This is a genomic window from Variovorax soli NBRC 106424, from assembly GCF_001591385.1.
GTDB classification, from domain to species: Bacteria; Pseudomonadota; Gammaproteobacteria; order Burkholderiales; family Burkholderiaceae_C; genus Variovorax; species Variovorax soli.
This window is the reverse complement of record NZ_BCUU01000004.1, coordinates 92,919-106,059: the sequence shown is the minus strand read 5'-3', so window position 1 is coordinate 106,059 and position 13,141 is coordinate 92,919. Positions and strand designations below refer to the sequence as shown.

The following is a 13,141-nucleotide window of genomic DNA, read 5'->3' as shown; positions in this document are numbered from 1 at the left end:
CTCCTTTTCATTCCAACACGCGAGCGCAACGCCATGGCCACCAACAACTCTTCTGCGAACACAGCACAACACCTCGTCGTCATCACCGGCGCCTCGCGCGGCATGGGGCGCGCCATGGCCGAGCAGCTGCTGGCCCGGCCCGGCCACACGCTCATCTGCATCTCGCGCGGCAGCTCGCCGGAGCTGGCGGCTGCGCCGGTGGGCGAAGGCAGTTCGCTGCAGCAATGGACGCATGACCTGGACGACGCCTCGGTGGCGGCCCGCCAGTTGTCGGCGTGGCTCGCGGGCGTGGAGGCCGGCCGCTATGCCAGCGCCACCCTCATCAACAACGCCGGCGTGATCGCGCGGCCCGCGCCCTTGTCGGACGCCGAACTGCCGGACCTGGCCCGCGCGCTGCGCGTCGGGCTGGAGGCGCCCATGCTGCTGGCCAGCGCCTTCCTGAAGGCGACCCAGGGCTGGACGCAGGCCAGCCGCAAGGTGCTCAACATCTCGTCGGGCCTGGGCCGCAACGCCATGGCCAGCCAGGCGCCTTACTGCGCGGCCAAGGCGGGCATGGACCACTTCTCGCGCGCCCTGGCCCTGGAAGAAGCCCATTCGCCCCACGGCGCGCGCGTGGTGTCGCTGGCCCCGGGCGTGATCGACACCGACATGCAGGTGCAACTGCGCGGCGGCGACCCGGCCAAGTTCCCGGACCGGGAGCGCTTCACGCGCATGCAGAGCGAAGGCATGCTGGCGACCCCGCCCGTGGCTGCTGCGCGGGTGCTGGCCTATCTGGACCGGGCCGACTTCGGCAGCAACCCGGTGGCGGACGTCCGGGATAACTGAGCTGGGCCGCCGCGCTCAGGCGCCGGCGATTTCGCGCCGCACCAGTTCCGATTCGGGCGAGTAGGGCCGCAGGAAGGCGGTGGTTTCTTCCACCGGGCAGGCCAGCCAGTCTTCCAGCCAGGCGTCATGCAGCAGCGCCGGGTGCCGCACGCCGCCTTCGCAGCGCACGGTGAGGATGGAGAAGCTTTCCACGCACTGGCCCTGCGGCGAGCGCCAGCCGTTCCACAGGCCCGCCACGGCCAGCACGGTGCCGTCGGCGCGGCTGAGCTGCTGGATGCTGCCCGGGCCGTTCCTGCCTTCGATGATCAGCGCATCGGCCAGCACCACGCAGCGGTGTCCGCGCTTCCAGGGCTGCAGGTAGTTGCGTTCCGTTGCGGCGGTTTCGGCGGCGGCTTCGAAGAGTGGGTCCTCACCGTCCTTGGAGAACAGCGGGATCAAGCCCCAGCGGCCGGTGACCGCCTCGAACGGGCTCATGGGCTTGAGGCTGCCTGGGTGGTCCGCGCGCGGCCTGCGCACGAAGATGCCCGACTCGCCGGGCCGCACCGTCTGCTGCGGCCCCGGTTGAAAGGCCACGCCAAAGCGCATGGCATAGGGCTCTCGCTCCCGCGCGCTTTGGTAGTAATGGATCATGGAATCCACTATACGGCGCGGTTGCGAGCGCCGTATGTATGTCGCAAGTCGAGTGGACCCGGAAGTAGCGCTAAAGATACAGTCTTTGCAATAGGCGAATCAGCGTTTCACGCTCGCGCGAATTCAGCTTGGCGCTGGCGTCGAGCTCGGCCTGCTGGACCGCCTGCTCGGCTTCGCGGGTGAGCTTCTCGCCGGCGCTGGTGAGGTACAGGCCGACGGCGCGGCCGTCGCGCGGATGGGGCCGGCGCTCGATCAGGCCGCGGCTGTCGAGCGCGGCAATCAGGTTGACCAGGTTGGGCGGCAGGATGTCCAGCGTGGCGCACAGCTGGCGCGAGGTGGCGCCGGGGTTGTGTGCCAGCAGCGACAGCACCGAGAAGTCCACCTGCTTGAGGCCGTAGGGTGCCATGCGGTCGGAGAACACGGTGCTGATCTGCGACCAGGCGCGCCGCGCGTTGTAGCCCACCAGGGTTTCCAGGAAGCCGTTGTCCAGCCTTTCGCTGCCGCGCGGTGCAGCCGCGTGGCCGTGCTTCTCCGCGCCCTTGCCGGTCTTGGTGCTCTTGGTGTCTCGCGTCATGGCCATTGAGCCTAACGCCTTTCAGCGCGGGGCCGTCACACTTTCGCAGGCGCGCTTGACCAGGCCCAGGCGCATGTCGAACTCGGGCAGCAGCCAGCGGCGGAAGGCGGCGGCCGGCGCTGCCCAGCGCGTGTCGCCCGCCGGGGCGGCGCGTTCGATGCGGGCCCAGGCCCAGGCCATCAGCGTGAGCATGGCCACGCGCAGGTAGTCGTCGGCCACTTCATAGGGCAGCTGCGGATCGGCCTGGGCCGCCAGCGCGACCGAGGTGCCCAGGTAGCGCAGCTGCGCCATGCGGCGCTGCGCGTCGGCCTCGTTGTCGCGGGAGGCGTCGAGCTCGTCGCGCAACTCGATCAGGCAGGCGGCCAAGCCGGCGCCGGCATCGGGCAGCACCTTGCGCACCAGCAGGTCGATGGCCTGGATCTCGTTGGTGCCCTCGTAGATCATGGTCACGCGCGCATCGCGCAGCACCTGCTCGATGCCCCATTCGCGCACATAGCCGTGCCCGCCGAACACCTGCAGGCATTCGCTGGCGCCCTGGAAGGCCTGGTGCGTGCACGCGGCCTTGAGCACCGGCGTGACGAAGCTGCACCAGCGCTCGGCCTTTTCGCGCTGGGCCTTGTCTGCGGCGTGCTTGGCCACGTCCAGCTGCACGGCGGTGCGGTAGGCGATGAGCCGCGCGCCGTCGACCCAGGCGCGCTGTGTGTCCAGGATGCGGCGCATGGCCGGGTGTTCGGCGATGAGGTCGGCCGCATCGCCGTCGCCGCGCGAGGCGGGCCGCAAGCCCTGGCGTGTGGGTGCCCGCATCTGCCGCCGCTCGCGTGCATAGGCGTCGGCCTTCTGCCAGGCGGCGTCCAGCAGGCCGATGCCCTGCAGCGCCACATGCAGGCGGGCCGAGTTCATCATGACGAACATGGCTGCCAGCCCCTTGCCGGCTTCGCCCACCAGCCAGCCCACGGCATCGTCGAAGCGCATCACGCAGGTGGGGCTGGCATGCAGGCCCATCTTTTCCTCGATGCGCTCGCAGCGCACCGTGTTGCGCGTGCCATCCTGCAGCACCTTGGGCACCAGCACCAGCGACAGGCCCTTGGGGCCGGGCGGCGCATCAGGCTGGCGCACCAGCACCAGGTGCACGATGTTGTCCGTCAGGTCGTGCTCGCCGCCGGAGATGAAGATCTTCTCGCCCGTCACCCGCTGCGTGCCATCGGCCTGCGGCACCGCGCGCGTGCGCACCAGGCCCAGGTCGCTGCCGGCGTGGGCTTCGGTGAGGCACATGGTGGCCAGCCATCGGCCGCTGGCGATGGGTGCCAGGTAGCGTGCGCGAAGCTCTTCGCTGCCGTGGTGGCGGATGCATTCGTAGGCGCCGTGCAGCAGGCCCGGCGCCATGGTGAAGCCATGGTTGGCGGCGCTGAGCCATTCGTACAGCACGGCATCGAGCGCGGCCGGCAGGCCCTGGCCGCCGTCTTCCGGTGCGGCCGAGAGCGCGGGCCAACCGGCCTCGACGAAGGCCTGGTAGGCCTCGCGGAAACCGGGCGGCATGCGCACTTCGCCATCGTTCCACTGCGCGCCGGTTTCGTCGCCGCTGCGGTTGAGCGGCGCAATCACTTCGCCGACGAAGCGGCCGGCCTCCTGCAGCAGCTGGTCGGCCAGCGCATCGTCGACTTCGGCGAAGGCGGGGAGGGATCGCAGCGTATGGCCCGCCTGCAGCACCTGCTGCTGCAGGAAGCGGATGTCTTCGGGACGCGGCTGGTAGTTCATGCCACGGCGGCCGCCGTTCGCGCGGCGCCCAGGTAGGTATCGATCACGCGGGCATCGCCCGCCAGCTCGCGGGCCGGCCCCTGCAGGCTCACGCTGCCCATCTCGAGCACGTAGCCGTGGTCCGCCACTTCGAGCGCGGCGCGGGCGTTCTGCTCCACCAGCAGGATGGTCACGCCGGTGGCGCGCAGGGCGCTGACGGTGCGGAAGATCTCCTGCACCACCAGCGGCGCCAGGCCCAGGCTGGGCTCGTCGAGCATCAGCAGCTTGGGGCGCGACATCAGCGCGCGGCCCACCGCCAGCATCTGGCGCTCGCCGCCGGAGAGCGTGCCGGCCTGCTGCGTGCGGCGCTCCTTCAGGCGCGGGAAGAGTTCGTACACCGCATCGAGCTGCTCGCGCCAGCGCGCATTGCGCAGCCGCACCTGGCGGAAGGCCCCGAGCACCAGGTTGTCTTCCACCGGCATGGTGCCGAACAGCTCGCGCTTCTCGGGCACCAGCGCCAGGCCGAGCATCACGCGCTCTTCCAGCGTGAACTCGTCGATGGGCTGGCCCATGAATTCGATCTTGCCGCGCGCGGGCAGGATGCCCATCAGCGCATTGAGCAGGGTGGACTTGCCGGCGCCGTTGGGGCCGATGACGGTGATGACGCTGCCTTCGGGCGCGTCGAGTTCGATGCCGTGCAGCACCTCGGCGCGGCCGTAGCCGGCGTGCAGGTCGCCCACGCGAAGAAGAGGGTGGCTCATGGCTCAGTGCTCGGTTCCAAGGTAGGCCGCGCGGACCTTCTCGCTTTGCTGGACTTGCGCGGGCGTGCCTTCCATCAGGTGCGTGCCGAACTCCATCACCACGATGTGGTCGCACACGTCCATCACCAGGCCCATGTCGTGCTCCACCAGCAGGATGCTCATGCCTTCGGCGCGCAGGCTGCGCAGCACTTCGGCCAGGGCCTGCTTTTCCTTGTGGCGCAGGCCGGCGGCGGGTTCGTCCAGCAGCAGCAGGGCCGGGTCGGCGCACAGGGCGCGCGCGATTTCCAGCAGGCGCTGCTGGCCCATGGCGAGGTTGCCGGCCTGCTCGTGCAGCAGCTCGCCCATGCCCACGCGCTGCAGCTGGCGCTGCGCCTCGGCGAACAGCTGCCTTTCCTCGGCGCCGTTCAGGCGGGCCATGGCCGCGATCGGGCCGCGGTGGCCGCGCAGGTGCGCGCCCAGGGCCACGTTCTCCAGCACCGTCATCTCGGGCACCAGCTTCACATGCTGGAAGGTGCGCGACATGCCCTGCTGTGCGATCTTGCGCGAGGGCAGGCCGTCCACGCGCTGGCCGCGGAAGCGCACTTCGCCGCCGGAGAGGCGCAGCACGCCGGTGACCAGGTTGAAGGTGGTGGACTTGCCCGCGCCGTTGGGGCCGATCAGGCCCACGATCTGGCCGGCGCGCGTCTCGAAGCTGATGTCGTTCACCGCCACCAGGCCGCCGAAGACCTTGCGCACCGCCTTCACCTGCAGCACCACCTCGCCGGCCGCCGGCTTGGCACGAGCGGGCAGCGGCGCGGCGCCTTGCCAGTCGACTGGGCGCGGCGCGCGCGGCAGCCGCCGGTCGATGAAGGCCCAGAGGCCGTCGGGCAGGTACTTGAGCACCAGCACGATCAGGATGCCGAACACGATCACCTCGTAGCTGCCGGCGGTGCCGATCAGCTTGGGCAGCAGCACCTGCAGCTGGTCTTCCAGCACCTTGACGATGCCCGAGCCGGCGATGGCGCCCCACACATGGGCCGCGCCGCCGAGCACCGCCATGAACAGGTACTCGATGCCCATCTTGATGCCGAAGGGCGAGGGGTTCACCGTGCGCTGGAAGTGCGCGAAGAGCCAGCCCGACACCGAGGCCAGCAGGGCGGCCAGCACGAAGATGCCGACCTTGTGGCGCAAGGTGTCGATGCCCATGGCCTCGGCCATCTGCGAGCCGCGCGCCAGGGAGCGGATGGCGCGGCCGCTGCGCGAATCCAGCAGGCGGATCAGCGCGAAGGAGGCGCCGATCACGAAGACCCACACCAGCCCGTAGAACACGCGCCGCTGCCCGATCTCGAAGCCGAAGGCCGAGAGCCCCTTGACGCCCAGGATGCCGTCGTACTTGCCCAGCGCATCCAGGTTGCCCATGAGGTAGTACAGCGACAGCGCCCAGGCGATGGTGGCCAGCGGCAGGTAGTGCCCCGACATGCGCAGCGTGATGGCGCCGATGACGAAGGCGCTGATGCCGGTGAGCGCCAGGCCGATGAAGAGCGTGAGCCAGGGCGACAGGCCGGTGTTCACCGTGAGGTAGGCGGTGGTGTAGGCACCGATGCCCACGAAGGCCGCCTGCCCGAAGGAGGTGAGCCCGGCCACGCCGGTGAGCAGCACCAGCCCCAGCACCGGCAGCGCGTACAGGCCGATGTAGATGAGCTGGATGATCCAGAAGTCGGGCACCGGCAGGAAGGGCAGCACGGCCAGCAGCGCGATGAGCACCCAGGGGCCAAAGCGGCGCAGCGGGCTGCCCTTTGCTTCGGATGCCTGCGTGGCGGCAGAGGAGGAAATGACAGCGCTCATCTCAATGTTCCTCATCGGAGTGGCCGGACGCCAGCGAACGCCACAAGAGCACCGGCAGGATGATGGTGAACACGATCACTTCCTTGAACGAACTCGCCCAGAAGGAGCCGAAGGCCTCGATGGCGCCCACCGACAGCGCGCCGATGAGCGCACCCGGGTAGCTGGCCAGCCCCGCGATCACCGCGGCGACGAAGCCCTTGAGCCCGATCAGGAAGCCCGAGTCGTAGAAGATGGTGGTGGTCGGCCCGATCAGGAGGCCCGACAGCCCGCCGATGAAGGCGGCCAGCGCAAAGGTGAGCTGCCCCGCGCTGTTGGTGGAGATGCCCATCAGCCGGGCGCCCAGCCGGTTCACCGCCGTGGCGCGCAGCGCCTTGCCGTACAGCGTGCGCTCGAAGAACAGCCAAAGCACCACGATCAGCACGGCCGACATGCCGAAGATCACCAGCGCCTGGCCGCTGACGTTGAGCGGGCCCAGCGCCATGCGCGCGTCCCAGAAGGGCGGGTTGCGAAAGCCCTCCGCGCCGAAGAAGAGAAGGCCCAGGCCCGTCATCGCGAAGTGCACGCCGACCGACACGATCAGCAGCACCAGCGTGCTGGCGCCAGCCAGCGACTGGTAGGCCACGCGGTACACCAGCGGCCCGAAGCAGGTGACGATGCCCAGCGTGAGCAGTGCCTGCAGCAGCATGGGCAGGCCGCGCGGCGCCGCCCACACCGAGAGGCCGGCCACCACCGCCGACGGAACGAAGGTGCGCAGGGCCGCCGCCAGGGCCGGGGCGGCCCGGCGGCGATGGCGCCACACGGCCACCAGGTCCATCAGCGCTGCGGTGGCCGCCAGGATCAGCAGCAGCCACACCGTGCCCGGCACCTGGCCGGTCTGGAAGATGGCCAGCGTGAGCGCACCATAGGCGACGAACTCGCCCTGCGGAATGAAGATGATGCGGGTCACCGTGAACACCAGCACGAGGCACATGCCCAAGAGGGCATAGATCGCGCCGTTGGTGAGTCCGTCCAGCAGCAGGATGCTGGCAATCGAGAAGTCCACGTTCGTCGGCCTAGGTTGCTATCGAAAAGTTATTGAACTACCTTGAACTTGCCGTCGACGACTTGCATCATCACGCCGGTCTCGTTCGTGTAGCCCCAGTGGTCTTGCGCGGTCCAGTCGAGCACGCCGTGCGAGATCACGGTGCGGCCCATGCCTTCGAACGCATCGCGCAGCGCGGCGCGGAATTCGGGCGTGCCCGGCTGCGCCTTCTTCAGCGCCACCGGCACCGCCTTCTCGAGGATGGTGTAGGCATCCGCGCCGTGGCCGCCGAACTGGTTGGCCGAGCCGGCGCCGTAGGCCTTGGCGTAGTCCTCCAGGAAGGCCAGCGAAGCCTTCTTCGACGGGTTGCTGTCGGGCAGCTGCGCGCCCAGCATGGCCGGGCCGGAGACGACGAAGGCGCCTTCGGCGTCCTTGCCGGCGGTGCGCATCAGGTCGGGCGTGGCGGCGGCATGGGTCTGGTAGACCTTGCCCTTGAAGCCGCGCTCCATGATCGCCTTCTGCGGCATGCCCGCGCCGCTGCCCGAAGCCACGATGAGGATCGCATCGGGGTTGGCCGAGGTGAGCTTGAGCGCCTGCGCCGTCACGCTGGTGTCGGCACGTGCGAAGCGTTCGGTGGCCACGATCTTGAAGCCGTTCTTGTTGGCCTCTTCAGTGATGGCCTTGAGCCACAGCTCGCCGTAGGCATCGGTGTAGCCCAGGAAGCCGATGGTCTTCACGCCCTGCTTCTTCATGTGCTGCGCCACCGCGTAGGCCATCACGCTGTTCGATTGCGGCAGGCGGAAGAACCACTTGTCCTTGCCCGGCGGCAGCGCGGCCGGCGAGGTGGCCAGCTGCGGCGTGGCGGCCTCGGCCGTGACGTCGGCCATCGGGATGGCGACCGGCGTGGCCGAGGAGCCGATGATCAGGTCGACCTTGTCTTCCGTCACCAGGCGCTGCGCCGCCTTCACGCCGGCGGTCGGGTCGCTGGCATCGTCCAGCACCACCAGCTTGATGTTCTGGCCGGCCACGGTCTTGGGCCAGATCATGATGGCGTTCTTCACCGGAATGCCCAGGCCCGAGGCCGGGCCGGTGAGCGGCTGCACCACGCCCACGGTGATGTCGGCGTGCGCCGCGCCCATCAGCGCGAACGCGGCGAAGCTGGCGAGCAGGGTCTTCTTGAACTTCATGGTTGTCTCCTCGTTGAGTGAATGAGGCTTAGCGCGGTGCCATGCGCAAGGCACCGTCGAGGCGGATGACCTCGCCGTTGAGATGCGCATTGGTCACAAAGTGGCAGGCCAGCTCGGCGAATTCGGAGGGCTTGCCCAGGCGCGGCGGGAAGGGAATGGACGCCGCCAGCGACTGCTGCACGGCCTCGGGCAGCTCCAGCAGCAGCGGCGTGGCAAACAGGCCCGGCGCAATGGTGCACACGCGGATGCCGTGCTGCGCCAGGTCGCGCGCCATGGGCAGCGTCATGCCCACCAGCCCGCCCTTGGACGCGCTGTAGGCCTGCTGGCCCACCTGGCCGTCGAAGGCCGCGACCGAGGCGGTGAAGAGAATGGTGCCGCGCTCGCCGCCTTCGTTGGGTTCGAGCTTGGCGCAGGCGGCGGCGAACAGCCGGCTGACGTTGTAGGCGCCCACCAGGTTCACGTTCACCACGCGCTGGAAGTCTTCCAGCGGGGCCGGGTTGCCGTCCTTGCCGACGATGCGCTTGGCGGTGCCGATGCCGGCGATGTTCATCAGGATGCGCGCCGGGCCGTGCGCGGCGGCCGCCTTCTCCAGTGCAGCCGCGGTGCTCGCGGCGTCGGTGATGTCGCAGCCGCAGGCCACGCCGCCGATGTCCTGGGCCACCTTCTCGGCCAGCTCGGCATTGCGGTCCAGCACGGCCACCTTGGCGCCCAGGCGCGCCAGCTCGCGCGCGGTGGCTTCGCCCAGGCCCGATGCGCCGCCGGTGACGAGGGCGGCTTGTCCTTCGATCTTCATGTTTCGCTTCCTTGAAAGGTGAGTGGTTCAGGCGCGCGGCAGGATGGTGAAAGGCAGGCTGCCGTCGTGCAGTGCCTGGACCATGGCCGCGCGGTGGTGCAGCACGGCGCGCTGGTTGATCGAGCCTTTGTCGGTGACCTCGCCCTTGTCGATGGAGGGCGGCTCGCTCATCAGGTGCGCGCGGGCGATGCGGCTGGCGCTGCCTGTGCCGCTGGCCGCCAGCTGGTCGACCACGCCCTGGAAGTGCGCCTGCACCGCTGGGCTTTGCAGCACCTGCTGCATCGGCGCATCGGCCGGCAGGCCGGCGAGCTGGCGCACCGCCTGCGTCGGAAAGAGCAGCGCGCCCACTTCCTTCATGTTGAGGCCGGTGAGCACCGCGTCCTGCACGTACGGTGCGCCGGCCGCGATGATCCTGGCGCGCAGCGGCCCCACGCTCACGAAGGTGCCGGTGGCGAGCTTGAAGTCTTCGGCGATGCGGCCGTCGAAGCGCAGGCCGCGGTGGATGTCCTGCGGGTCGATCCACGTCACGGCGTCGCCGGTGCAGAAGTAGCCTTCCTCGTCGAAGGCTTCGGCGGTGGCCTCGGGCGCGCGCCAGTAGCCGGGCGTGATGTTGGGGCCGCGGTAGCGCACTTCGGTCTTGCCGTCGGTGTCCACCAGCTTGAGCGACAGGCCGGGCGTGGGCAGGCCCAGGTCGCCCGAACTCACCTGCGGGCTCGTGATGTACAGGGCGAAGGGGCCGGACTCGGTCATGCCCAGGCCGGTGCCCATGACGATGCGCTCGCCGATCTCGGCCTCCTGCGTGCGGTGCAGGCTGTCCCACACCGGCTGCGGCAGCGCGGCGCCGGCATAGAAGAACATCTTCACGCGCGACAGCAGGTTGCGGCGCAGCTGCGCATCGGTCTGCATGGCGTTGGCAATGGCCTCGAAGCCGGTGGGCACGTTGAAGTACACCGTGGGCGCGATCTCGCGCAGGTTGCGCAGCGTCTCGCCGATGAGGGCCGGCGTGGGCTTGCCGTCGTCGATGTAGAGCGAGCCGCCGTTGTTCAGCACGATGCCCACGTTGTGGTTGCCGCCGAAGGTGTGGTTCCAGGGCAGCCAGTCCACCAGCACCGGCGGCTCTTCGGCCAGCGCGGGAATCGACTGGCGCAGCTGCTGCTGGTTGGCGCACCACATGCGGTGCGTGTTGATCACCGCCTTGGGCAGCTTGGTCGAGCCCGAGGTGAAGAGGAACTTGGTGATGGTGTCCGGCCCGGTGGCGCGCATGGCGGCATCCACCGCGGGCGTGGGCTCGGTGGCCAGCAGGTCGGCAAAGCAGGTGCAGCGGCGGCCTTCGACCTGGCCGTCGACCAGCACCACCTCGATGTCGGCGGGCACCGCCTCGCGGATGGCGCGGCCGTAGCGCGCCTCGTCGCCGGCGAAGACCATGCCCGGTGTGAGGGTGGCCAGCACATGGCGCAGCTTGTCGTAGTCCTGGCTGACGATGGAATAGGGCGGGGAGACGGAGCAGTGCGGCACGCCGGCATACAGGCAGCCCAGCACCATCAGGGCGTGCTCCAGGCTGTTTTCCGACAGGATGGCCACGGGCCGCTCGGCGCTCAGGCCGCGGTCGAGCAGGGCCTGGCCGATGCGGCGCGCCTTGTCGAGCACTTGCGCGTAGCTGATGTGGATCCAGTCGCCGGTGCGGCCATCGGCCAGGCGCTCGCGCCGGGCGATCATGGTGCGGTCCGGCGCCGCCTCGGCCCAGTGCAGCAGGCGGTCGGTGATGCGCTCGCCATAGGGCGCAAGCGGCGTTTCCGCCTCCAGATAGCGCACGCCGCTCGCGCCTTCGCGCAGCACGCCGCGCGTGACGCCGAAGCCCAGCGGCCGGTAGCGCGGCGCAGTGGTGGTCATTCCTTGCTCACCTTGGCCGCGCGGCCTTCGAGGAAATCGCGCAGCCGTTCCTTGGCCTCGGGCGCGGCCTGGGCAATGGCGCAGATCAGCGACTCGGTGAAGAAGCCGTGGTCGGCAGGCTGCTCGGCGATGCGCGGCAGCGCATGCATCAGCGCGTAGTTGGTGAGCGGCGCGTTCTGCGCCACGCGGCGGGCCAGTTCCATGGCCTTGTCGAAGGCGGTGCCCTCGGGCACCAGATACTGCGCGAAGCCGGCGCGCTCGCCTTCCTCGGCGCCGTAGACGCGGCCGGTGAGCATCATGTCGGTCATGCGCGAGACGCCGATCAGCTTGGGGATGCGCACCGAGCCGCCCCCGCCCACGAAGATGCCGCGCGAGCCTTCGGGCAGCGCGTAGAAGGTGGAGCTGTCTGCCACGCGGATGTGGCAGGCGCTGGCAAGCTCCAGCCCGCCGCCCACCACCGCGCCGTGCAGCGCCGCGATGACGGGCACCGGGCCGTGCTGGATGCAGTCGAGCGCGGCGTGCCACATGCGCGAGTGGTGCATGCCCTGGGCGGCGTCGCGCTCCTTCAGCTCGGACAGGTCCAGGCCGGCGCAGAAGTGCGGGCCGTCGCCGTCGATGACGGCGGCGCGCACGTTCGGCGGCAGCTTCTCGAAGACATCTCGCAGGGCCAGAATGAGTCCGTCGGACAGGGCGTTGCGCTTGGCTTGGCGCATCAGTCGGACGACGGCGATGTCGTCCTTCAGTTCGATTTGAAGATCGGGATAGGTCATGGTTTGCATCCGCGGTATGAATCGATTATGGTTATGAGAAATAACCATTTCAAGCGCCGATTGGGCCCCAAGGCCTAGTACTTACCCGAGGAATCTGGAGACACGAGCATGGACATTGCCAACCTCATTGCCATCGACACGCACACGCACGCCGAAGTGAGCTGCTGGAACCCTTTCGACAACTACGGCGAGGAGTACGACCGCGCGGCGGACAAGTACTTCCGCTCGAGCCGCAGGCCGACCATTCAGGAGAGCATCGACTACTACCGCGAGCGCAAGATCGGCTTCGTGATGTTCGGCGTGGATGCCGAATCGAACCTGGGCCGCCGGCGCATTCCCAATGAGGAGATCGCCGAGGCGGCGCAGAAGAACCCAGACGTGATGATCGCGTTTGGGAGCGTCGATCCGCACAAGGGAAAGATGGGCGCGCGCGAGGTGCGCCGGCTGATCGAGGAGCACGGGGTGAAGGGCTTCAAGTTCCACCCGACGGTGCAGGGCTACCACCCGTATGACCGCATGGCCTGGCCCTTGTACGAAGTGATTGCCGAGCACAAGCTGCCGGCCATCTTCCACACGGGCCACAGCGGCATCGGCTCGGGCATGCGCTGCGGCGGCGGGCTGCGGCTGGAGTACAGCAACCCGATGCACCTGGACGACGTGGCGATCGACTTTCCGGACATGCAGATCGTGATGGCGCACCCCAGCTTTCCGTGGCAGGACGAGGCGCTGTCGGTGGCCACGCACAAGCCCAACGTATGGATCGACCTGTCGGGCTGGAGCCCGAAGTACTTTCCGAAGCAGCTGGTGCAGTACGCCAACACGCTGCTGAAGGACCGCATCCTGTTCGGCAGCGACTATCCGCTCATCACGCCGGACCGGTGGATGAAGGACTTCGAGGAGGCGGGGTTCAAGCCGGAAGTCATGCCAGGGATCTTGAAGGGCAACGCGGTGCGCTTGCTGGGCCTTGGGTGAGGCTGGTCTTGGTGCGAGGGCCAAGGCCTGTGTGCCGCTGCGGGCCAGCGCTTCACTTGGGCGGTCGGCTTCGCCGACTGCATTGCGCTGCTCGCGGAGCCGGCCCTGCGGCGGAACTCGCGACGTTCACTTCGTTCACTTTGCTCAAACACCCGCCGCA

At 69.1% G+C, this 13,141-nt stretch carries 12 protein-coding genes; 2 read left to right on the top strand and 10 right to left on the bottom strand.

Annotated features, from left to right (window positions below):
- Positions 1 to 33 precede the first annotated feature (33 nt).
- Positions 34 to 825, top strand: coding sequence for an SDR family NAD(P)-dependent oxidoreductase (locus tag VSO01S_RS02605; RefSeq protein WP_068640237.1), 792 nt, complete (start codon positions 34 to 36; stop codon positions 823 to 825).
- 15 nt (positions 826 to 840) lie between these two features.
- On the opposite strand, the gene VSO01S_RS02600 is transcribed toward VSO01S_RS02605, so the two are convergent.
- The 10 genes from VSO01S_RS02600 to VSO01S_RS02555 form a co-directional block, all read right to left on the bottom strand.
- Complete coding sequence (locus tag VSO01S_RS02600) at positions 841 to 1,455, bottom strand: SOS response-associated peptidase family protein (RefSeq protein WP_153305107.1); 615 nt, start codon at positions 1,453 to 1,455, stop codon at positions 841 to 843.
- Between the two features lie 70 nt (positions 1,456 to 1,525).
- The gene (locus VSO01S_RS02595) at positions 1,526 to 2,029 is read right to left on the bottom strand and encodes a MarR family winged helix-turn-helix transcriptional regulator (protein ID WP_084241641.1); all 504 of its coding nucleotides are present in this window, start codon (positions 2,027 to 2,029) and stop codon (positions 1,526 to 1,528) included.
- A 21-nt stretch (positions 2,030 to 2,050) separates the two neighbouring features.
- Positions 2,051 to 3,784, bottom strand: coding sequence for an acyl-CoA dehydrogenase family protein (locus VSO01S_RS02590; protein WP_068640234.1), 1,734 nt, complete (start codon positions 3,782 to 3,784; stop codon positions 2,051 to 2,053).
- Complete coding sequence (locus VSO01S_RS02585) at positions 3,781 to 4,524, bottom strand: ABC transporter ATP-binding protein (RefSeq protein ID WP_068640233.1); 744 nt, start codon at positions 4,522 to 4,524, stop codon at positions 3,781 to 3,783. The genes VSO01S_RS02590 and VSO01S_RS02585 overlap by 4 nt, the downstream gene beginning before the upstream one ends.
- A gap of 3 nt (positions 4,525 to 4,527) precedes the next feature.
- On the bottom strand, positions 4,528 to 6,348 hold the full coding sequence (locus tag VSO01S_RS02580; protein WP_068640232.1) for a branched-chain amino acid ABC transporter ATP-binding protein/permease: 1,821 nt from the start codon (positions 6,346 to 6,348) through the stop codon (positions 4,528 to 4,530).
- Position 6,349: 1 nt separating this feature from the next.
- A complete protein-coding gene (locus tag VSO01S_RS02575) occupies positions 6,350 to 7,390 on the bottom strand; it encodes a branched-chain amino acid ABC transporter permease (protein WP_068640231.1) in 1,041 nt (346 codons plus the stop codon).
- A gap of 29 nt (positions 7,391 to 7,419) precedes the next feature.
- On the bottom strand, positions 7,420 to 8,556 hold the full coding sequence (locus VSO01S_RS02570) for an ABC transporter substrate-binding protein (RefSeq protein ID WP_068640230.1): 1,137 nt from the start codon (positions 8,554 to 8,556) through the stop codon (positions 7,420 to 7,422).
- A 28-nt stretch (positions 8,557 to 8,584) separates the two neighbouring features.
- Positions 8,585 to 9,349 (bottom strand): SDR family NAD(P)-dependent oxidoreductase, encoded by a 765-nt coding sequence (locus VSO01S_RS02565; RefSeq protein ID WP_068640229.1) that lies wholly within the window; start codon positions 9,347 to 9,349, stop codon positions 8,585 to 8,587.
- A gap of 27 nt (positions 9,350 to 9,376) precedes the next feature.
- Positions 9,377 to 11,239, bottom strand: coding sequence for a feruloyl-CoA synthase (locus VSO01S_RS02560; protein ID WP_068640228.1), 1,863 nt, complete (start codon positions 11,237 to 11,239; stop codon positions 9,377 to 9,379).
- Positions 11,236 to 12,009 (bottom strand): crotonase/enoyl-CoA hydratase family protein, encoded by a 774-nt coding sequence (locus VSO01S_RS02555; RefSeq protein ID WP_068640227.1) that lies wholly within the window; start codon positions 12,007 to 12,009, stop codon positions 11,236 to 11,238. The genes VSO01S_RS02560 and VSO01S_RS02555 overlap by 4 nt, the downstream gene beginning before the upstream one ends.
- Positions 12,010 to 12,117: 108 nt before the next feature.
- On the opposite strand from VSO01S_RS02555, the gene VSO01S_RS02550 reads away from it, so the two are divergent.
- On the top strand, positions 12,118 to 12,981 hold the full coding sequence (locus tag VSO01S_RS02550) for an amidohydrolase family protein (protein ID WP_068640226.1): 864 nt from the start codon (positions 12,118 to 12,120) through the stop codon (positions 12,979 to 12,981).
- The last annotated feature ends 160 nt before the right edge of the window (positions 12,982 to 13,141 follow it).